Source organism: Mucilaginibacter rubeus (assembly GCF_003286415.2).
Lineage (GTDB): Bacteria > Bacteroidota > Bacteroidia > Sphingobacteriales > Sphingobacteriaceae > Mucilaginibacter > Mucilaginibacter rubeus_A.
The window spans coordinates 4355864-4379067 of sequence record NZ_CP043450.1; the positions used below are offsets into that span (position 1 = coordinate 4355864).

Here is a 23204-nt window from a genome sequence, read left to right on the forward strand (position 1 = left end):
ATGGTTAAAATTGATATTTCTAAAAGCTGTTAATCATTCAATTACTGCTAAACCTAATTAAAAATAAGCAAGTTTTATTATCGGCCGGATGTGCCCGGATAAATTAACTTTGCACAGTAATAACATTATGCTATGAAATATAAATTAGGCGATTTTGTTCGGTTTGTTGATGAAAAAATGGAAGGTTTTGTTACCCGCATCATCGATGAGCAAATGATAGGCGTTACCGGCGATGACGATTTTGAGATCCCGGTGCTGGCCAGCAAGGTAACTTACGTACATGGGTACCAACCCGCAGGAACAACAAAAAGCACCAATACAGCCGATGAAAAGCCTGTAACACCGGGTGAATTTGTACAGAAAGGTGTATATATAGGTGTAGTTACCGATACCCGGGCAAGTTCGGTAGTTCATTTCCACATCATCAATGAAACATCTTTTCAGTTACTGGTTACTTTAACAACAGATAAACAGCAAGTATTTAAAGGCGAATTTGCAGGGATAGTAGCCCCTAAATCAACTGAAAACATGTATTCGGCGCAACTGGCCGATTTGCAGGTGTGGCCCAAATTTATCTTCAGCGTTTTATTCAGCACCAAACAAAACATTGAACCGCCGGCACCTTTGGCTGTTCATGAAAAATTTAAAGCCAAAGATTTTTCGACCACTAAAAAGAACATCCCATTGCTTAACCAACCGGGATGGCTGATCAGGCTTGACGAACCCGAACTGGTTATTGACGCGCAAAAACTAAAGGAAAGTTTTTTTGAAACACCTACCGAAAAAATAGTAATTGAAAAACCGGTTAGCGAGGTTGACCTGCATATAGAAAAACTGCGCGACGATTACCAGTTTTTGAGCAGTTCGGAGATTATGGAGATTCAGCTGGCCCATTTCCACAAGGCATTGGACGCCGCCATTGTTCACCAGTTACCCGATATTACTTTTATACATGGTGCCGGCAACGGAACCTTGCGCAATGAACTGCATAAACAACTGGGCAGGCATAAAAAAGTACAAACCTTTATGGATGCCCGTAAAGAGAAATTTGGTTACGGAGCAACCAAAGTGCTGTTGAAGTAGGCAATGATTATGCTTCAAAAGACTTACGAAGGTTTAAAAACTTCGTAAGTCTGATAGCTATCGACAATAAAAATCGCCGTAGCCTATCGATCCTCCAACTTAATACACCACGGCGATATCAGTTGGCTTTACGGCCAGGGTTTTAACTTTGAGTTCCTGGGCTTGTTTGCTCTCGCTTTAATTTACCCAGGACAACATACGCACTTAAGAAATATTTTATTTCCTCATCTTTTAGCAAACCAAATTTCAAGGTTTGGCAGCTTCAACGTTTGATGTGGTGAAGCCGGATTATGCAGCTTTAAACTTACCGGGTAAAGCCTGTTTGCCTCGAAGGTTTGGGGATCAAGATCTTTTACATAAATATTTTGCGGAATACTATGGCTGATGGCAAAAGGTACATTCTTTTTAAAATTATTGAACACCTTTATCAATAACTGGTTATTGCCGGGCATCAAATCAAAGCCAATAATATGATCTACAGATCCGGCCTTGCCCGGGTTATTATTAATGAGCATTTGTTTGCCATTGAACATAACAACAATACCATCACCACTGGTGATTTTAACCTGTGCATAAATCAAACCTTTCTCTACCGTAATATTCTGCAGTATATAATAGGCATTATCCATCCCTGCCGGCAAATCAAGGAGCTGCCCGTTTTTGTAGCTATCCATACGCTGCCATGGTTTATCGGTATCATTAGTATAGGGTTTGCTAATATCAATTTTATCAGCACTGCCATTTAAACCACCTAAGCCTGCCGAATATGGACCGCTGATATATAAGGCCCCCCATTTGATTTTAGCGGTATCAACCTTGTATTTCATCAATCTGTCGTTATCAAGCTTAATCGTGGTAGTTACGTCGTTAACGGCCAGATCAATCACATTACCTTTCTCTTCATCTGTATATTTGATAGAGGGGCGATATTTACCTGTCGCGGTAGGTTTTATTGTCCAGGCTTGCTTTACAGTGCTTTGGTAATTGCTGTTATAGTCGATACCCGATGAGCTGTAGTAATTATAAGCGTTATGCTCATCCAGTTTCATATGACCGTAGCTGCTTTTGACAATATGAACAGGTTGTACCTTGTAGCCTTCAGCAACGTCAACGGCTATTACCTTGATCTGTTTTTCGTTATCAAAATCAGCAGGCAAAGTTATTACAGCATCATTGGCAGTCTGCTTAAAGTTAAGCGATTGCTGTTCGCCTAAAACAGATACACTATTAATTTTACCTTCAAGGCCGGGCAAAGTGATCAAGCCATCAGCCGGTACCGAGGTTACAAAAAGATAAAGCTTATTAGGTTTGCTGGTTATATTACCCCATTTAAAGGAGGTAAAAAAAGGATCGGCAGTGGTACCGTAAACAGCGTCGGCATTTTTATGAAGCCAGGCACCTATCTTCAACAATACATCTTTTTCAAAACCAACTACCGAACCATCGCCTTTAGGGCCGATATTGAGCAGGTAATTACCTCCCCTGCTAATCACGCGGATCAGGCTTTCCAGTTTCTCTTTGTACTTTTCATCTTCGCTGCCGCGCTTTTGCCATGAACGGTAACTCCAGGTTTCATCAAAAAATGAGGCCGGCGATTGCCATGGCACGCCTATAGAATAATCTGGGTATTGGTTATCGCCCATAACAGCAAAATCGCCCTGATCGTTACCAAGGCGGCTACTTACCATACAATCGGGCTGCAGGCGATGTACTAACTGATAAAGTTCCTTACTTTGCTCAGGACTTTGAGATCCCATATCAAACCAAAGCTCGGATATGATACCATAGTTTGATAACAGCTCGGTTACCTGCTTTTTATTATACTCATGATGCTCCGGCGTTACATAATCTGAATTATGGCTTGATATAGGCGATGCCTGTGGGTAATGCCAATCGATCAATGAAAAATATAACCCAAACCGCAAACCATGTCTTTTGCAGGCTTCGGCCATTTCTTTTACCACATCACGTTTAAAAGGGGTTGCATCAACCACGTTAAAATCAGTTGTGGCTGTTTTAAACATACAAAAACCATCATGATGCTTAGATGTGAGTACTATTGAGCGCATTCCAGCGGCCTTTGCTAACAGAACAATGCTATCTGCGTTCCAGTTTACAGGATTAAAGTTCTTAGCCAGATTAGCGTAAGTATCGCTGTAGATGCCCGCGTGCGCCTGTATCTGTTCGCTTAAACCACGGGTTACAGGTTTGCCATCCCATACACCTCCTAAAACCGAGTAAATGCCGCCGAAGTGGATAAACATGGAAAACTTTTGATCCTGCCATTGCTTTACCGACGCTGAAGACGGCTGTGCATATACAAAATGGGCGCAAACTAATAGGGACAGCAAAAGGAGTATAGTTTTTTTCATGGTAATTGATTCAATGGCCCAAAGTGTAAAAAAGTTGTTAATAAACAAAAAAGGTCACAACTTAAAGTTGTTTGCAGGTTTACACAATTTCACACTTTTACACACCAGCTCAACACATTTTACACTTTTGTCAATAAAAGTGCCGCCCAATTGTGAAATTACCTTCCCATATTGCAATTTTTTAATAAAAATTTTATTCCGATCTTTGTAACAACACCACCAAATCCTAAAACATAATAAAGAATATGCTTGCCTTGGGGCAAGTACTTATATAACCTTTTAAAAAACAATATGGCAGGATCTATACAAATTCAACCAAATATCCATTGTGAACCTTGCAAAGAGTGCGGAGCACGCCCGGTAATTGAACAAAGCCGTAAAGGTTTTTCAGTTGCTTGCCCTACAAGTAAAAAACACTATTCAACTGCTCCCGGTCTGGTAAATATAGACGAGTGGAATAGGTTTAACAAAAAATCGCCGGTGCTTACAGGACCGACATATAATAGTAAAGCCTCATAAAAAACGACTCTCAAAAACGAGTAAACTTTTTTTAGTTTTGTGTATTAGCCAATAACAAAACCAACCATGGGGATACAATGGCATTAATTGTATTCATGTTATGCATATTGTAGATACTGAAAATGACCCTTTAAAAAAAAGGCATAGACGCACATTTTGCCCAACATGCCAAACTAATACCGGTCAAAGAATAAAAAGACCGCTACTGTTAAAGCTATTAACATTTTGGCTACCAGTTAAAAGGTATTTTTGCTACAACTGCAACAAAAAGTATCTGGTTTTTGAAAAATAAAGAAAACTTCAAGCACAATTCTTAGCGCCCAATTCAATCTCTATCTGCCAAAAAGGGGTGCTGTTTGTTTACTTCCAGATTTAAGATAATCGGCGTAGCTTTTCCTGATGTAGCTGATCATATCATAATCGCTCATCTTTTTCACTTTTTTAATATCAGGATGATACTGGTTCATGAAGTTCTGTAGTGAATCGCCTTTTAAGCTGGTTATCGAACTAACCTTTTCCGGCGAAAAAAACCTGTCTACATACTCATCTTGTTCGTCCTTGAGCAGGATCTTTTGCAGCTTTGATTGAGGGGCCTTGTTTTTACTCAGCATGTCAATTACCGAAAGCAGGTTGATGCTTAAAATGGTTGCAGTACTTTTATCTGCATTGATGTGATTACTGGGTTTACCAAAATCCAGATCAGCCGGGCGTGTTATAAACGCATCTTTTATGGTTGAGCCGCGATAGGCAAAAACAGAAGCAAACTCCCTCCGGTTTCGTAATGAGTCGGCTTTGGCGTTACGCCTGCCCCTGATTTTCACCTCACTCAAAACAGTTGCATCCGGTTCGATGTAACACCTCAAAGTATCAAACTTTAAAAAACTGATAATGAGCCTGAATGGCTTGTATCCTATGCTGCTGATCCTTAAAGTATCGCCGGGCTTTACGCTGGCCAACACAAATTTCCCTTGCTGATTACTTATACTTTTTGATGCCGTTGAGCTGATAAAAGCATTGGCTACCGGCAAATAAGTAGCCTTATCAATCACAATTCCCTTAATACGCTGAGCAAACAGGCTTACTGACAGGAGCATCAATATTACTGTTAAGGTAAGTTTCAATGTTTTCATGACGGGTTCAGTTAACAGGTAAAGTAGGTACCTAAATATAACACATAAATTGCTAAGGTGTACGCCTTTAACAAAAATTAACAATACCCAGCAAAAAAGCCTTCAGTCTTTTCGACTAAAGGCTTTGACAGCGTTCTTAAAACTATCCTATGCCATCTTAAAAGTAAAGAAAAAAGTAGTTCCCATACCCAGATCAGACTCAACCCAGATGCGGCCGTTATGACGCTCAATAATCCTTTTTACAATTGTAAGGCCCATGCCTACGCCTTCGTATTGACTGGTGCTGCTATGGAGCCGGCTAAAAATATCAAAGATCTTTTTATGATTTTCCTTTGCTATACCAATACCGTTATCGCTTACTGCAAATACCTGTTCATCGGCCTGTTTAAAACTACGCACCGTAAGTTCCGGCGTTTTATCTCCACGGTATTTAATGCCGTTCCCCATGAGGTTTTGGAAAAGCTGCACCATGGCTACATAATTGGCGTTTATTTCGGGCATGGGTTCGATGTTTACAATCGCCCCGCATTCGGCTACTTTCACCTTCAGGTTTTGTAAGGCTTCTTCAGCAGCCTTTTTCATATCTACCTTTACAAAAGCATCTGCCTGCGAATCCAATACCGTGTACTGGTAGATCCCTTCAATAGTGTTTGTCATATTCTGGGATACTTCTGTAAGCATCTCCATAGTTTCCTGTACATCGGGCGGTAAGTCTTCACCCAGTATTTGCAATGTATTGATTAATAACAAACAAGAGGCGATTGGTGAACGCAGATCATGCGCAATAATGTGTGCAAAACGTTCCAGGTCCTGGTTTTTTGTCTGCAACATATTCAATAACCCGCTATTGTATGTTTCCAGCTTTTTGAAGTTAAGTACCGATTTCACGATGCTGGGCAATAGCAGCATGTGCTCGCCCATGCTTTTATCTTTTATCAAATAATCTGCCGCGCCGGATTTCATCAATTCCACCGCCGTTTTTTCCGAGCCCTGACCTGTAACAATTACAATGGGAATGTCTGCTGCCTTTGCAATAGCAATGGAGTCAAAGGCGTTCCCGTCGGGCAGGTGAAAATCTGAAACTACCAGATCATATTCTTTCTCTCCCAGTTGTTTTCTTAAGTCGGCAATACTGGATACAACATCGCATTCATACTGCGGGTTCAGTTTGATGAATTTCCGTTTGATGAACGTGATATCTATCTCCTCATCTTCGAGAAACAAGATCTTGTTTTGACCGGTTGCCGCAATTTGCTTATTGATCAACTGCGAAATAAGGTTTGGCAACTGTTGTAAATAATCATTGTCAGCGTCTTTAGTTAGCTCTTTTACAACATGATTATTGAACGATTGCGAACCCGGATCCTTAAGTATCAAGAGCGGGATCTTTGTCAATTCAAGGAAAGGGGAAAGTTGGGTGTAAAACCCCCGGTTTACGAGGCTTTCCTCGGCAATAAAAAAATCGCAGTTATAGAGCTTTACAGATTTTTCAAAATCATACTGGCTCTCATAGTAAGCGATTTGTAGCTGCTGAAACGCGGCGTTAAGCGTCTCGCTGATCAGTGTTTTCTCTTGTTGATCGGCAATAATAGCAATTCTCAGATTATTCATCGTGAGTAGTATTGGGGGATAATAAAGTATTCGGCGATAGTTATGAAACCTATTGTTGTGTTGGCTTGGGGGGCTGGTTAAGCATAAGCCAGTACATACCTAACTGCTTTACACAATCAGCAAAGCTCATAAAATCAATAGGCTTTACTATGTAACTGTTTACACCCAGTTGATATGCTTTTTGAATATCAACATCCTCTTTTGAAGAGGTCATCATGATCACTGGTATCGATTTCAGGGCTTCCGAAGCTTTGATCTGTTCTAACACCTCTAACCCGTTAACACGCGGAAGTTTAAGATCGAGCAGGATCAGTTTAGGAATGGCCTGCAAAACTTTCTCGGGCCCGGTACCAAAAAGGTAATCCAGGGCATATTGTCCGTCCTCCAGCCATTTAATGTCATTTATCAGGTTGTATTTTTTTAATGCGCGTATGGTAAGTGTTGCATCTTCTTCGCGATCTTCTACTAATAAAACCTCAGGATATTCTTTGATAGTCATAATGTTGAAAATTATAATTAGATGATTTTGTATAAAATTGCCTGATTAAACAATAGGCAGACTGAAACTAAAGGTGGCCCCTTCTCCTAATACCCCTTCGGCAGTTACCGCGCCTCCGTGACGTTCAATCACTTTCTTTACGATACTTAAGCCTATGCCCGTGCCTTCAAAATCTTTATCATTGTGCAGACGCGAGAATATTTTGAACAGCTTGTTCCTGTATTTTTCATCAAAGCCGGCACCATTATCTTTTACAGCATAAATGGTACTACCGTTGGCTATTGTTGAGGTTACAATGATTTTGGTTTCGGCTGTATTGCGCGAGTATTTCAATGCATTGGAGATAAAGTTGGTCACCACCTGGGTAATCATGGCCTGATCACCTATCGACGGCGTAAGCTCGCCAAGTTCAAAAACCACTTTATGGCCTGCAGGCTCCTGCCGTATCAATTCATCAAACACATTTCTGAAGATAGCTTTCATGTCCAGCGACGTATTTATTTTTTCGGCACGGCTCAGTTTAGAGAACGAAAGAATATCGTCGATCAGCATACCCATGCGCAGCGCATTGTGAACAATGGTATTTAAGGTTTTTTGACCATCAGCATCCAATTTATCCGAATAATCCTCGAGCATAATATTGCTGAAACCGGCAATGGCACGCAACGGCGCCCTTAAGTCATGGCTTACCGAATAAGAAAACGCCTCCAGTTCTTCATTGGCATGAATAAGCGCTTCTGTCCGTTCGGTAACTAATTGTTCCAAATGATTTTTATGCTCCAATATCTCTGCCCTGATACGCCTGTTCTCGATTGCCAGGTTGGCAAAACGCGCGCCATAGGCTATCCTTGCAAGATCAGTTTCATTAGGCGTTCTTGGTTCGCGGTGGTAAATGGCAAACGTACCCACCATTTCATTTGTACTGGATAATATAGGCTGCGACCAGCAGGATTGCACGCCCGCTTTAAAAGCCAGTTCTTTAAAATCGACCCAGTATGGATGCGTGCCGATATTGTCAACACATATTAGCTTCTTAAAGAAAGCGGCACTACCGCAAGAACCTATCCCATCCCCTACCGATATGCCATCAATGGCCTCATTGTAAAAGTCGGGCATGTTTGGTGCCGCTCCGGTACCTAATGTGTTTGTAGCTTTATCGTACAACAAAATGGTACAGATGGATGTGGCATCCTCTTCTTCAATAGACTGCACAATCGACTGCATGATGGTGAAGATATCTATATCGCCGGCCAGTTGCTCCAGGATATGAGCCCTGTTACGTTCCCTCATGCGTAAAAGATTACGTTCGGTTACGTCTTTTATGGTGCATTCATAAAGAGCGCTCCCATCTTTATCGAAGCTGCGGTAATGGATCTCGACAGGAAATGTTGCACCATCTTTTTTTCGGAAGTCGCGTTGAAGGATAAGCGAGTTTTCCTTCAGAAAACCTGCCCAATCGGTTTGTGTGGTTATGATCTCCAGGCCTACTTCAAGTTCTGCGATGTTCATACGCAGCAACTCTTCTTTTGTATAGCCCAAAACCCTGCAGGCTTCTATGTTTGCATCCGTTAAATTTCCCTGGTCATCGTGGACCAGGATACCATCTGAATTATCTTCAAAATAAGCAATATATTGCTCCTGCCCCTTCGGCAATTTCTCATTAGCAGAGCGGGGGAATTGGCTCTCACTTGTAATCATAGACTAAAAAGGTGTTGGGTACTAAGATAAGAACACCTTCAAAATGAAGCTAAATTTAAGTTACAACCTATAGTTGTTTAATGAGATAGCTAAATCAATTTTAACCCCGGTAAAAGTGCTTTTACCGGGGTTAAATTATAAAGTTAGCCGTTTTCCCTTTTGTGAGATTTTTATGTGATAGCGGTTGGATTTATTGCTAACAAGGAGTCATGACGTTAACAGGTAAATAATTACCAAGAATCAAAACATTCCCTTAAAGGCAGCGAATCGTTCCGCCATCTACACGAAGTACCGAACCGCTGATATAGTCGGCAAAAGAGCTGCACAGATAGGCTACGGCACCTGCAACTTCCTGAGGTTCACCAAACCTGCCGGTATCGTTAGGGATCAGTTCCTGCACGGCTTTATATTTTATTTCTTCCGGATCGGTTCCCCAGCCAAATTTTGGCGCCGCGTTTTGTAACCACTCCTCAACCATCGGGTTGATGATTGCACCCGGCGAAACAACATTGGATGTACTACCAGAATCTTTGAGGCTCCTGGCCAGGGAAACCGACATGTTGTGGCGGGCAGCCAGTGTAGCGTTATAATGAGGCTGTTCCTTTATCGGTTGTATGGCAAGTCCCCCGCCGATATGGATCACCCTTCCCCATCCGAGTTTCTTCATCTGCGGAACTATCCGCTGTACCATCCGCACGTAAGAAACTACGTTATTATTGTATATCGACAACCAGTCTTCGGTGGTGGCTTCCCCCCATGATTTGTGGGAAGTTTCACCTGCATTATTAACCAGGATATCTATTTGCCCTGATTTAAGCGCGGCTGTTGCCACAGCATCGGCACCCTCATCTGTCGAAAGGTCGCCTATTGCCAATTCAGCTAATCCACCCGCATTCAATATAGCATTTACCACCTCGCCTGCCTTTTCGCTGTTACGGCCATGAATAATAACTGTTGCGCCTTCACTTGCAAGCAGTTTTGCAATTGCTTCACCTAATCCGGAACTTGAGCCGGTAACCAGGGCACGTTTGCCCTTTAATTTTAAATCCATTTTATTATTTTTATTAGTTTATAGATATTTCTTGTTTGGCGCATAACCAAACGACTTTTTATAAGCAAATGAGAAGTGCGACAGATCCTCAAATCCTAAATCGAGGTAGATATCTGAGGGTTTTTCCCGTTTCTCCTCAATCAGGAACCGAGCTTCCTGCAATCGTTTTTGGACAAGCCAACGGCTCGGGCTGATTTGAAACAGCTTCTCGAAATCACGCTTAAATCCGGAAAGGCTCCGCCCTGTCAAAAACGCGAACCGATCAATGCTCACATTGTACCGGTAATGGCTGTTCATAAATGCCTGCAGATCTATTTTGCCGGGCTCACTGAAATCAAACAGGATATTTTTGAATGCAGAATCGTTTTGAATGAGCAATAAGATCAACTCTCGTGTTTTCAGTGCTACAATCCGCTCATCTGGTTGCCCCTGTTGCAGGTATGGTACAAGGGAATCGGCAAAGCCTTTGAGCAGGCTACTTGGTCTAATCAGCATAGACCCGCCAGATTGATCACCTTCATCGGCCACCAAGCCATATAGACCACTCATTTCGCGTAGCGTGGCCTGGTCAATATGCACCGCGACGGATTTGAAACTACCGCCAACCGGGCTCTTGACATACCTGGACAACTGGTTTCTTTTGAAAAACCGGAAGTCGCCGGCACTAAAAATGTATTTTTTATCACCCAGCCATACCTCGTTAGTCCCGCTAATGATGTAACTGAAAATATGATCGGTGACAAAAGCCTCACCCTCTATTTTATTCCCCGAATAAGAATTTAATAACAATCTCGGGCCGCGGCCCGCTTGCTTTTCATGGCCTTCCGGGTTTTTATTCTGACATTCCATGATTTTCATTTGATTTCGGGAACAAAGTTCGGCAATAGCGTGCCACGGCGTTTTGTTAGAAAGCCCAGATTGCTTTGTTGAAAAGTCCAACAGTAGATTTACAGGCGTAATTCGATGGCTATCCTGAAGATTTCAGAAAGGACTGTAAGTTGTTAAAGGGGCTATTTAAACCGGCAAAGCCGGGATAAATGTAATGGAGATTCGGGTGCCGCCTAAATTCTCAAATTTGATAGCCGCATTGATCTCGGCACTCAACCCCTTCATTAACTCCATCCCGAGCGAGTTATAATCTTTGCTGAAAGGATCGTCTGCAAGGCCTATACCATTATCCCAAATTTGAAGTTTTATCCGGCCGTTGTCGTCAATCAGCATAACTTGAACTTCACCTGATTTGTAGCCCGGAAATGCATATTTAATGGCGTTGGTAACTGCCTCGTTGATGATCAGGGCCAGAGGGATAGCATAGGAAATATCAAGCGCCACCGGGTCGATGTTAAACTTAAAATTAACAAAACCCTCAACGCCAAAACTTTCTTCCAGGTTATTGATAAGCTCGGGTATGTACTCAGCCATATCAATTGTTTTGACATGATCTGTTTTATATAACTTTTGATGGATCAGAGACATCGCGAAGATCCGGTGCTGACAGCTTTCAACAGCTTGTAAGGCATCATTTTCAAGATATTTCGCCTGAGATTCCAGCAAACAGACAACGGTATGCAAATTGTTTTTTACGCGGTCATGCACTTCTTTTAACAGCCATTCCTTCTCGCGGATCAAATACTGAAGCATTTCATTTTTACGGTCAATCAGCTCGTTATTTCTTTTTGTAGCCGCCCATTGCCGGTAAATAAGTACCACAATGAGTAACAACAACACTGAACCGATGACAGTCCGGATCCGGACAGAACTGGCATGTGCCAGGTTCAATTGCCTAACCCGGGCCGAGTTTTTCAGCTCTTTGATATACTTATTCTTTTGTTCTGTAGCATATGCGATCTGCAACGCATTAATCTGCCTGTTCTTGACCGAATTGAACATCGAGTCTTTTATCGCATCACTCCGCCGTAAATAGGAAATAGCACTTTGGTAATTCCCTGTGGCAGAATCTACCCTGAAAAGCAAGAGGGTAACATCCCGAATATTCTTTGCATTACCACCCGTTTCATATTGCTTCAGCGCCTTCAGCAGGTAGGATTTTGCTGTGCCATATTGCTTTTTCAGGAGATAGAAGTTCCCGGCAGATTGATTTTTCTCCGCTTCACTATCTGCCAGCAGGCAGGAATGGCATTTTTGTGCCATCCCGGTTATGCCGAATAACAGTAAGAAAATGATTGTGATAAATGTTCTCATGGTGGTTTTCGGAATGCTGACCTGTTTCTGCCTGCGAGCTTTATAGGTTTAGGTATAAATTTCTTTTCGATCAGAAAATTTGCTTTTAGTAAAATCAGCGTTCTTTTAAGCATTAACCAAACTGTTTGGAAATACCCAGTTTAATCATTCTTGATTTAAGCGTTGAGGAATTGATGTTAAGTAGTTCCGCGGCACCTCCGGTACCGTATACTTTCCAGTTGCACCTTGCCAGTGTATCCAGGATATGGTCACGTTCATTATCAGCAAAGGTTTTGATGCCTCGTTCTTTAGCATTACCGGCTACGGGCGACGGCTTCAATACGGGCAGGTTCACCTGGTTTATGATGTGCCCGTCACAAAGCAGCACAGAACGTTCAATAAGATTAATAAGTTGCCGTATATTGCCTGGCCATGGGTAACCGAGCAGCACCTTCTTAACCGGATCAGAAAATCCCGTGATATTTTTTTTATTGGCAGCTGCAAACACACTAAGATAATGCTCCGCAATTGGCATAATATCCGCTTTTCGTTCCCGCAATGGCGATAATTCTATCGGGAATACGTACAAACGGTAATAAAGATCAAGCCTGAACCTGCCCGCGGCAATCTCTTCTTCCAGGTTCCTGTTGGTTGCCGCAATGATCCGGACATTGACATTCTTCCGCTTTCCACCAACCGGGCAGATCTCTTTTTCCTGCAAAACCCGAAGTAGTTTAGATTGAATTTCCAGCGGCATCTCACCTATCTCATCCAAAAAAATGGTACCGTTTTCTGCCTGTTCAAACTTACCTATCCGTTTATCTACCGCCCCGGTAAAGCTTCCCCTTTCATGCCCAAAAAGCTCAGATTCGATAAGTGTAGGCGATACGGCGGCACAATCAACAATAATGACCGGTTTTTTACTGCGGGCCGAATGGTTATGAATAGCCCTTGCTACTAACTCTTTGCCTGTTCCGCTCTCACCCAGTATCAGCACCGGGCTTTCTGCTGTCGCTGCTATCTGTATCAGCCTTGTAATATCTTTCAAGCCTGAGCTTTTTCCCGCCATTCCGAAATTACCCGTGCCGGCGCCTTTTAAATCAGTAGGGCTTTTATATACCTTGGAAACTTTGGCAAGCGAAAGATGCTCGGCATGTAGGTTGGTAGCTATATCAAGCATGGCCAGTACATCTTTTTCGCGAAAAGGTTTAACCAGGAATCCGTATGGCGAGGTTTGCTTTGCAAGCCTAAAAGTCCGTTCGTCCGAATTGGCCGAAAGATAAATGAAAGGTATATTACGTTCCTTAATTATCGGCGCCAGATCAATGCCTGTCTTTTCACCTTTTAAAAAGATATCCAACAGCACAAGATCCGGCAGATCGGAATTAAGGGTGTTCAGCGCTTCGTCAAAAGAGCGGGCAACAGGGCAAACAGCATAGCCCGCTCCCTCTAATACTTTACGTAAATTATTTGCCTCTATAAACTGGTCTTCTACTATTAATATTTTACTTTTCATGTCGATGTTTTCTGAATTCCGGCCCTGTGTGTATTCCCTGTTTTAGGGAGACAAACCGGACTGCTTTAAAAAATATAATATCACCTGCAGCGCGCTAATTATTTAGTGCACTGCCTAAAACCGACTCGCGGTAAATACAAATGCTATGCCGGATGGTATCTGCCTAATAGTCAAAAAAGTGTATCAATACTGAAATCATAGAATCACGAAGTATCATGATTTCAACATGAGATTTAATGATAAGAACACTTATCCCCCTATTTTAGCTATTCCCACAGATGCCCCTCTGTTTTAACCTCGTCTTATGATACCCTGGCCATACCTCGGCTTCTTCAGTGTTCGATCAATGTTGCGAGCGCTCCGTTACCGGTTACTATCAATGCTTCCTTATCAAAATTATTACGGGGGAGACAGGTTACTATGATCCGGGTTCCGTCATGCGTCTCAAAACTGATCTCGGCATCTATATCCTGCGACAAGCCCCTCATCAGTTCGATGCCTAATGATTGATTAGTATGCTCATTGAAATTGCGGGGCATTCCTATCCCGTTATCAGCTATTGTCAAAACCACCTCGTTGTTATATTGATATAATATAACCGAGATAGTGCCACCTCCCACAGGAAAAGCATATTTGATGGCATTGGTTACCGCTTCGTTAATGATCAGCCCAAAGGGTATAGCATAGGCCACATTAAGAAACACAGGGGCTATATCGATATTAAAGGAAACCCGGTCTGCAAGATCAAAACTCCGCTCCAGGTTAAAAATGAGTTCGGGAATGTACTCGGCCATATTGATGGTTTTTACATCATCCGACCGGTAAAGCTTTTGGTGGATCAACGACATCGCAAAAATCCGGTTTTGGCTGGTTTCAATGGCCTTCAGTGCGTCATCCTTCAGGTTTTTAGCTTGTGACTCCAATAAACAGATAAGCGTGTGCAGGTTATTTTTTACCCGGTGATGTACTTCTTTGATCAACCATTCTTTTTCCTGGAGAAACCGCTGCAAGGATTGATTTTTCTTTTGGATAAGCTGGTTATTCCTTTTTGCTACTAACGAGTTTCTATAAAGTAACACCGCTACAACCAGGAGCAGGCAGGAACCTAAAACAACCCAGTTTCTTGATGCCTCAAGGTTTCTCAAACTTAATTTTTGCAGTTTTGCGGCAGCCTGTAACTCGCTTATGTCCCTGTTTTTTTGTTCGGTATCAAAGGATACTTGCAATTCCTGTATTTGCTTGTTCTTTTCGGTATTGAAGATGGAGTCTTTTAATTGGTTGCTTAATTGCAGATAAGACACGGCACTTTGGTAATTACCGGCAGCAGAATCAGCTTGAAAAAGCATCAGATAGTTACGTTTTAAATCGTTCTTTTTTCCGGAGACCTTAAGGTACTTTAAGGCTTCAAGGAGATAAGGCTTTGCGATGTTTTGCTGATGTATGTTCAGATAAAAAGATCCGATACTCTGAAATCCGGAACCAATTTCCCGGGCAGAAAAGTCGTCTTTTTGCCTGCGTACCAAAGCAATCATATCCAGATAATTCTTTTCGGCAAGCGGATACTTTTTGAGTTGCTGGTAACAATCGCCAACTAACGAAAGGTACAGTAGCCGTGAAGAGGGATCAAGTATTTTGTATTCATCAGGCGCTATCAAAACAAATTTCAAAGCATCATCCGGTTTTCCCAAATCTAAAAGTCGCTCTGCGACCTCACTTTTAGCTTTGATAATTATGTCCGGGTTTTCATGACCATTCACAACAAAAACGTAAGCCTTTTTTGCCCATTTCAAGCTTTCAGACAAGTTGCCCAAATCCTTCTGGATCTCGGCAATCCGGATATAAAAGTCATAAGCATAGGACGAATCTGCTGCAAGCCGCATTGTTTGCTCTGTTTTCAGCGCGTAGTCCAGGGCATGGGGATAATTACCCTCTTTCACATAAACCAGCGACAGGCGGTAATATGCAAATAGCAGGCTCATATATGAAGCTTTCTGATCCGGATTGATTATTTGCAACAGTTCCTTTTCGGCCAAACTAAAGTTACCCTGCCAGATATGGATATCCGCAATGTTAGTAGCTATGTCAAATACCCTCTCCCGGTCGTTTAGCTTTTTAGCCAGTTGTAACGCCTGTTCAAAGCAATACAATTTAAACTGTATTTCTTCCTTTCCGCGAACGATATTCACCGCCAGCTGCGACCATGCGAGACACTCTCCCAAGGTATCTCCTGATTTCCTGCACCTATCAACGATGGGAAGAAAAAGCTCTTTCAGGTCAAGGCTCTGATTCCGGTCGTACGCGGTTTGCGCGGCTAAAATGTCAATTCTGTCCCGGAACTTATTCACCCTGAACTTTGCATTCAGCATTTGGGCCTCTTTTAAAAACATATCGATAGTGTCTGTCCGGCTCTTTTGGTAGGGCATATATTCGTAAGCCTCGGCCAGATCTATCAGTGTAGCTATCCGCGCGGTATCAGCAGGCATCGTTTTAAGTCTAACCAATTCATGTTCGGGCCTCTCCTCTACTTTCTGGGCATGAATGGTACTCGCCATAAACATGAATAATAAAAAAACAAGAGCCCTAACTTTCATATTGCTTTATGTTTAGATCCGTGTGACTGAACTTCCATCTTTAGTCTGGTAATATTAATAGCCTGGATTCTGCAACCCGATACCCGGATTAGCCTTAAACTCAGTTAAAGGAATTGGTAGAATATATTGCTGATTTGATGTAATTGTTGGCCTTAGTTGGGTTACAGTTGCCAAAGGGAACCGCAGCAGAGCCATCCAGTCTGCGCCATCCTCACCTACAAGATTCCTTACAATTTCATAGTAGTTTTGGAGTAACATGCTTTCGGTAGTGGTTGCATTGTCAACCGCCGAAAAATCTGTCACACCAGCCCTGCTCATTACTGTTTTGAGTAAAGTTCTGGCTTGATCAAGGCTTCCACCCGACCTGATTATCGCTTCCGATTCCAGCAGGTAAACCTCGCTTAAACGGAAAGCATAAGCGGTTTCAGATAATTGAGTTGGCATAGCGCCATAGGCAATGTATTTCTGAAAATGATAGGTGTTGGGGATTAATACAGTATAGATAGTTTCTTTATTAAGCATCCACTGCCCTCTCGGATCATTGGCCAGTAGATCTTTCAGCGCTTTTTTGGCAACCCATAGATCGGTTGTGCCCGGATAATACGCCCGGCTAAGGCTCGCAATATACTTCTCCTGTCCGGCAAAGGGCTGAATACCTAAAATCACCTCTGAGCTGGCAAGACCTTTAACATAAAAAATATCCTTCAGACTATTTTCCAGCGAATAGAAGCCAGATTGCTGGATCGCCTGAGCTAACGCAATAACCTGGGCATAATCACCCGAAGTTCCGCGGCTCATTAGTACGCGCATTTTTAAAGCCATGGCAGCCCATCTGGTTGCATAATAACGCGGATTTGTTGCCGGCGCGTTGGCAATAGCAAAGTCCAAGTCGGCCAGGATAAAATCGTAGCTTGTACCCACATCGCTCCTTGCCTTAGCAATATTACTTACGGCAGAAGGCTGATCACGTATAATGATGCCAAACTTGCTGGAAACATCCCACCATTGTGCAAAATAGCCCATCACCCGAAAAGCGCCGTATGCTCGTAAAAAACGGGCTTCGCCAAGTATTTCATTTTTTCTGTTCCCGGTAAATGCGCCGGCATTGAGATTGGTTGCCCCACTGATAACTTCATTCGAAGCTTCAATCAGCTTATAAGAGTTATCCCAGATGGCCTGGCTAAAAGTGTTGTTGTAATTATTAGTTTCATTGGGATCAACCGTGGTATAGCCATCACCAATAAAACCGGCAAATACGCTTCCGGGAATTTCATTATATGTCCAGTTTGTAAAGTTATTGACATTCCCGTTTGCAAAACGAAGATAAGCGCCATTTAGAACTGCTTGAGCCGAGGCTTGATCGGTAATTGCGTTCACGTTAACCACCTGGTTTGCCGGCACAGGGTTCAATGCCTTTGAGCATGCTCCAAGTGCAATTGCCGCGGTAAGCGCCAGGATTGTTATATTGATTTTTCCTTTGATCATGCTTGTAATTATAACTTCAACCTTAAACCAAAACTATATTGACGCGCCGTAGGATAGGATGCGTCATCGGTATACCCGCCAATCAAACTGTAGGGATCGTTACTAACCTCCGGATCGGGCCCGGGATACTTTGAAACAATGAATAAATTATTCCCCGACAGAAAAAGAGTAGCATCATGTATATGGAATTTGCCGGTGATCTTTTGAGGCAATTGATAATTGACCGTTAGCGACTTAAGCTTGAGATAAGAGGCGCTGAATACCGCGAAATTGGAAATACCCGGCAAATTCGCATTCCCTTTAAGGGTCAGCCCCGGATTATTTGAAGTAGTATTTGTAGCGCTGTAATGATCTAAAATAGCTGTGATATGATTTGATTGATCAAGCAGGGTTATATCGTTCAGCCTGGGAAGATAAATGAGGTCACCTCCGTATGAAAAGCTGAACAAGGTTGTTAACGTAAGATTTTTATAAGTAAACGAATGGGTAAGCCCGCCAAAAAATTTAGGTTCGGCATGCCCTATGACCATACGCTCGGCCTGCCCCGCATAAGAGCCGGTTTCAATTAATTGGTAAATTGGGGTTCCCAATGGCGGATAAGAACTATTTTTATCTTGTTTTTTAAGGACACCTAAATATTTATATCCGTAAATTAATCCTACCGGCTGCCCAACTGTTAAAATCGTGTTTCCAAGATAAAGTGAATTGAGTTGTTCGTCAGAGGTCAGCGGTCCGGCTAAGGGATCTGATAACGCCTCTTTCAACTTAAGTACTTTAGACCGGTTACCTGATATGTTCAGGGCAGTGCTCCACCTAAAATTCTTGTTTTTTATAATGTCGCCACGCAGTTCAATTTCCAGCCCCCTGTTGTCAATAGTGGCATAGTTTTGCAGCGCCGATGAAAACCCAGTACTGGTAGGAACAGGTAATGCTACCAGCAAGTCTGCCGATCTTTTATCATAATAGCCGATACTGCCCCGAACCCTGGAATTGAATAGCGCGAAATCAATCCCCGCGTCTTTCTGAAATGTAGTTTCCCATTTTGTAAGATCGCTGCCCAGTTTTGAGGCAATCAAGGCGTTGCTACCCGCATAAGTAGCCGATGAATAAAAAGTATAAAAGAGATTATCGCGAATATTTTGGGTGCCTGTCAATCCGCTGCTTACACGAAGCTTTAACTCGTTAAGCCAGGAAACATTTTTCAGGAAGCCTTCCTGGTTTAACCGCCAGGCCAAACCGGCTGAAGGAAAATAACCCACCCGGTTATTTGCCGGGAATTTGGATGATGCATCAGCCCTGCCTGTAATTGTTATCAAATATTTATTCTTAAAAGCGTAGTTGGCGCGGAGATAAAAACTTAATAAAGCACTACGATCATTGAGTTTAACAGGCAAAGAAGATATTGTTGCAGGAGTTCCGTCAGGAAGCGTTCCGCTATTTGGGCGATCCATACCTGAAACAGAAAAGGTATTTGTTTTTGATTGCTGCCAGGATGTACCGCCTAATAAGGTGAAATGGTTATCATCGTCAAACTGCTTATCCCAGGTCAGTGTGTTCTCATAAAAAAAAGTAGTTTCCTGGGTTTGCCCGGTCGTGGAGATCCCACCTTTTGAACGGGGATCAATTGTAGCGATATAGAGCGCGTCCGGCACGTAGTTTTGCTGACGGTAAGTAGTATGATTAACTGAAAAAGTACTTTTAAACCTTAACGATTTTAAAATAGTATATTCCAAGGAAGCAGAGCCCAAAAGCAGGGCGGTGGTGGCATGGTTCCTGCCCTGCAACAAGCTAAACGGATTTTGAACGCCCTGGGCTACAGTACCGGCCAAAATTCCGGGAATAAATTGCGTCGGCGAGCCATCCGCGGTAAAAGGCGCTAAGTTAGGCGGAGCAAGCGACGCAGAGGTGTACACCCCGTTGCTAATGTTGTTTCTGATAAAACCATAATTGAGGCTGGCGTTCAAACGTATCCGGTTAGTAAGCTCGTTGTCAATGTTTACTTTTCCCGTAACACGGCTAAAATCTGTACCCAGCACCGTGCCTGTTTGGTCATCATATGATAATGAAGTATAATACCTGGTATCCCGGCCACCTCCCCGAACGCTTGCATTTGCGTTCCTGCTGACACCGGTACGGGTAACCAAATCAATCCAGTTGGTGTTGTTGCGAAAATAAGAGGGGACATTTAGGATAGAATCAGCATATATATCCGAATAAGGCGCTATCTGCTTATTTAAGTTGGCTGCCCCTTCTTTAAGTATCGATTCATATTGGCTTCCGTTAAGCACCTTTATAGTCCTGGGCATACTATAGGTTTGAAAATAACTTGCATCTACAGATGGCTGCTGGTTATTTATACCTTTTTTTGTAGTGATAATAACCACACCGTTAGCCGCCTTCGAACCATAAATGGCGGTTGCCGATGCATCTTTAAGAATATCAATAGATTCGATATCGTTAATATTTAAACCGGCAAGCGTATTCAACCCACGGGAAAACGAGGACCCAACGGTGGTTAGCGTAGAAGGATCGGAAGTCAAACTTTCAACCGGGTTGATCAGATCGGCCGCTGCCTGGATATATCTGTTCTCGATATTAAGCTGAACTCCGTCGATGACATAAAGCGGGTCGTTACCGCCAATAATTGATGCCCCTCCCCTTATCCGGATTTTAGCCAGGCCTCCCGGTGAACCATCACCTTGTACAACCTCAACACCTGCGGCTTGTCCGGAAAGAGCCTGATCTATAGTAGTAAAGGTGGTGTTTTTGATATTGTCCATATTCACCGAGGATATGGCACCGGTAAGGTCTTTCCTTTTTGATGTGCCATAACCAACCATCACAACCTCTTCAAGCTCGTTTATACTTGGGTCCAGCTGAATGGCAATGTCATTACCTTCTAAATTCCTGGCCTGAACACGCTGGCTTTTATAACCGATATAATCAAATGAAATAACAGCATCCTTATCCACATCCTTCAAAAAAAAACGGCCATTTTCATCTGTCATGGTCCGGTTTGCGGAGCCCTCAACAGAAACCGTAACTCCAGGCAGGGGCTTTCCTCTTTCGTCTTTTACTACCCCGGTAAGTGATCTGAAAAAGGATTTGACCTTTTCCATAAATTCGGCAGGCTTTGCTTTAACAATAACTGTTTTGCTCCTGATGGTATAAGTAAGTGGTTGCCCGGCGAAAACCTGTACCAGCACATCTTCAAACTTCCCTGAAGTCACTTTTAAGGTGACTAACCTGGCTTGTTTTAAGTCGCTCTCGGCATAAACAAAATTATAACCGCTTTGGGCTTTAAGCTCCTTAAAAACCTCTTTAAGCGGTGCTTTGTTAACCGAGAGATTTATTTGCTGAGCATAAGCATAAGCGCTAAACATGATCAATATATTTAAGATTAGGAAGATGCGTATTTTCATTATTGAGAAACCTTTATCCGGTTTTAAGTACTGAGAGATTATTTAGATACAACTATTTGTCTTCCTTTAACATGAAAGCGGACCTTCCCGGTAAGCTCCAGGATATTTAAACTCTCTGTCACATCCGAATTCCGGTTAATTGTCCCTCCAAACTTATCATCGGGGATTGGCCCCTCATATGTTACCTTCATATCATACCATCTGGCAATTACCCGCATAATATGCTGGATATTATCATCCTGAAATTCAAACTGATCATTTTTCCAGGCTATAGCCTCAGCGGTTTCAGCTTTACTTACAGTGAAGGCATTTTTACCCAGCACAGCCTGTTGCCCCGGCAACAGGAAACGAGTGGCATGATTTACCGTGCCGGTTACTTTTACCTTGCCTTCAAGCAGTGTTGTTTTAACAGCAGGATCATCATCATAAGCGCTAATATTAAAATGCGTTCCTAAAACCTCTACCGTTTGGTTGTTGCTGGCCACCCTAAACGGTTTTGCGGCATTATGTGCCACCTCAAAATAAGCTTCTCCCTTTAACTCAACCCGGCGTTCATCACCGTTAAACGCAGTAGGATACCGCAGCGATGAAGCAGCATTGATCCAGACTTTGGTTCCATCAGACAGCACCACAACCTGGTAATGAGCCCCGCTTGGCACCAGCAGTGAGTTATAGGCGATCACCTTATTATCAATCTGATTATCAGCGCCTTGTTGATAATTCAATACACCGTTGGTCAACCGGGTAACTAAACCAGAATTCTGACTGATCAGCTGTTCGTTTTTAGATTTATGCAGGGGTACTTCTTTCCCGTCTGTGAGGATCAGTGTAGGGAACCTCTCCGTTATCGCACCAATACGGTTTTGGTCGTTATCACCCGGCTGCCCTGTTCCATTGTGTTTTAACAAAACGAAGAGACCAACAGATAAGATAAATACAATTGAAGCCGCGACTGCAATCCTTGGCCATAAACTCCTCACCTTAGGTTGGGTTTGCAATCCTGCACGCTGCCGCGTTCCGGCCCAAAGCTCGGCCGCCAAATGATCAAACTTGTCGTCATCTGAAAGCTTCCTTTTATCTGATTCAAAGATGTACCAGTTTTCAACTAACGCGCGTTCTTCGGGAGTAGCTGTATTATCCAGATACTTTGCTATTAATTGATCAGCGTCTTGGTGATTCATCGTTTTTAATACTTTAAAAAAATCATATTTAAAGCAAAAACACATGAAAATGCCCTGGGGGGTATCGTAGCTGAAAAAAAATTACACTTTTTTAAAAAAAGAAAGAAGCATCAGGAGACTGACCGCCGTATCCGGGTCTTTGAGGTTAGCCCGGAGCCTTTTAAGCGATTTATGAATTTGTTTTTTTACCGTTTCTTCGGATGTACCTAAACTTTCGGCAATTTCCTTATGGGTTAAATTCTGCTTGCGGCTCATCTCAAATACCTGGCGCATTTTTGGTGGCAGCGCTTCAATTTCCCGGTCAATGGCCGCCAAAAGATCACGCTCTTCCAGGTAATGAAGCGTGTCTTTACTTGCTTCGTTCGCAAATTGCGCTAATGAACTCAGGTAATCGTTCCGGAATTTACGCTGACGAATATGGTTTAACACCATGTTACGTGCCGACACATATAAATAGCCGGCTAAATTGCCTTGTGCCGGAATCTTATCTGCTTTTGTCCATAACGTGCCGAAAAGTTCCTGTAAGATATCTTTGGAGTCTTCTTCGTCCCGCAGCATCTTATAAATATGAGCATACATCAAGCGCCAGTAACGCCGGTAAATTTCGGTATAAGCCGGCTCATCACCCGATCTGAGCAAGTCGGTAAGTTCGGCATCGTTATATACGGTGTAAGCTAACATTCTGATCGCCAAATATAAAAATTATCCTGTTGGCCATTGGTTTCACGCATTACATCATGAGATTTCCATGATCTTAGATGATAAAACTTACAACTGGGATAGTCAGCATACCGCGAACTACATTGTCCTGTTCAAAGGCTAATTTGCCAAATTCAACAACCTTTCCATTTCAACAGCGCCTTTA

15 protein-coding genes are annotated in these 23204 nt (G+C 42.7%); 1 reads left to right on the plus strand and 14 read right to left on the minus strand.

The features are described 5' to 3' along the window. The first annotated feature begins 132 nt into the window (after positions 1–132). Entirely contained in the window at positions 133–1083 is a 951-nt protein-coding gene (locus DEO27_RS17060; protein WP_112567720.1) for a Smr/MutS family protein, read from the plus strand. Between the two features lie 224 nt (positions 1084–1307). On the opposite strand, the gene DEO27_RS17065 is transcribed toward DEO27_RS17060, so the two are convergent. The 14 genes from DEO27_RS17065 to DEO27_RS17130 all read right to left on the minus strand — a co-directional run bounded on the left by DEO27_RS17065 (position 1308) and on the right by DEO27_RS17130 (position 23020). Beyond that, positions 1308–3455: an alpha-L-fucosidase gene (locus DEO27_RS17065; RefSeq protein ID WP_146749968.1), complete on the minus strand. Its 2148-nt coding sequence runs from the start codon at positions 3453–3455 to the stop codon at positions 1308–1310. An 851-nt stretch (positions 3456–4306) separates the two neighbouring features. Next, positions 4307–5104, minus strand: a complete 798-nt coding sequence (locus DEO27_RS17070; protein WP_112567716.1) for a carboxypeptidase-like regulatory domain-containing protein — start codon at positions 5102–5104, stop codon at positions 4307–4309. 147 nt (positions 5105–5251) lie between these two features. Then, positions 5252–6715, minus strand: a complete 1464-nt coding sequence (locus DEO27_RS17075; protein ID WP_112567715.1) for a hybrid sensor histidine kinase/response regulator — start codon at positions 6713–6715, stop codon at positions 5252–5254. 49 nt (positions 6716–6764) lie between these two features. Next, positions 6765–7214, minus strand: a complete 450-nt coding sequence (locus DEO27_RS17080; protein ID WP_112567713.1) for a response regulator — start codon at positions 7212–7214, stop codon at positions 6765–6767. 45 nt (positions 7215–7259) lie between these two features. Then, positions 7260–8912, minus strand: coding sequence for an ATP-binding protein (locus DEO27_RS17085; protein ID WP_112567711.1), 1653 nt, complete (start codon positions 8910–8912; stop codon positions 7260–7262). 253 nt (positions 8913–9165) lie between these two features. Further along, positions 9166–9963, minus strand: coding sequence for an SDR family NAD(P)-dependent oxidoreductase (locus DEO27_RS17090; RefSeq protein ID WP_112567709.1), 798 nt, complete (start codon positions 9961–9963; stop codon positions 9166–9168). Positions 9964–9981: 18 nt separating this feature from the next. After that, entirely contained in the window at positions 9982–10821 is an 840-nt protein-coding gene (locus DEO27_RS17095; protein ID WP_223817977.1) for an AraC family transcriptional regulator, read from the minus strand. A gap of 156 nt (positions 10822–10977) precedes the next feature. Next, positions 10978–12165, minus strand: coding sequence for a sensor histidine kinase (locus tag DEO27_RS17100; RefSeq protein ID WP_112567707.1), 1188 nt, complete (start codon positions 12163–12165; stop codon positions 10978–10980). A gap of 112 nt (positions 12166–12277) precedes the next feature. After that, positions 12278–13660, minus strand: coding sequence for a sigma-54-dependent transcriptional regulator (locus tag DEO27_RS17105; protein ID WP_112567705.1), 1383 nt, complete (start codon positions 13658–13660; stop codon positions 12278–12280). A gap of 332 nt (positions 13661–13992) precedes the next feature. After that, on the minus strand, positions 13993–16251 hold the full coding sequence (locus tag DEO27_RS17110; protein WP_112567704.1) for a sensor histidine kinase: 2259 nt from the start codon (positions 16249–16251) through the stop codon (positions 13993–13995). Between the two features lie 54 nt (positions 16252–16305). Next, positions 16306–17736 (minus strand): RagB/SusD family nutrient uptake outer membrane protein, encoded by a 1431-nt coding sequence (locus tag DEO27_RS17115; protein ID WP_112567702.1) that lies wholly within the window; start codon positions 17734–17736, stop codon positions 16306–16308. 8 nt (positions 17737–17744) lie between these two features. Next, positions 17745–21119, minus strand: coding sequence for a TonB-dependent receptor (locus DEO27_RS17120; protein ID WP_190295113.1), 3375 nt, complete (start codon positions 21117–21119; stop codon positions 17745–17747). A gap of 77 nt (positions 21120–21196) precedes the next feature. After that, on the minus strand, positions 21197–22339 hold the full coding sequence (locus DEO27_RS17125; protein WP_190295114.1) for a FecR family protein: 1143 nt from the start codon (positions 22337–22339) through the stop codon (positions 21197–21199). Between the two features lie 81 nt (positions 22340–22420). After that, positions 22421–23020: an RNA polymerase sigma factor gene (locus tag DEO27_RS17130; RefSeq protein WP_112567698.1), complete on the minus strand. Its 600-nt coding sequence runs from the start codon at positions 23018–23020 to the stop codon at positions 22421–22423. Positions 23021–23204: the final 184 nt, after the last annotated feature.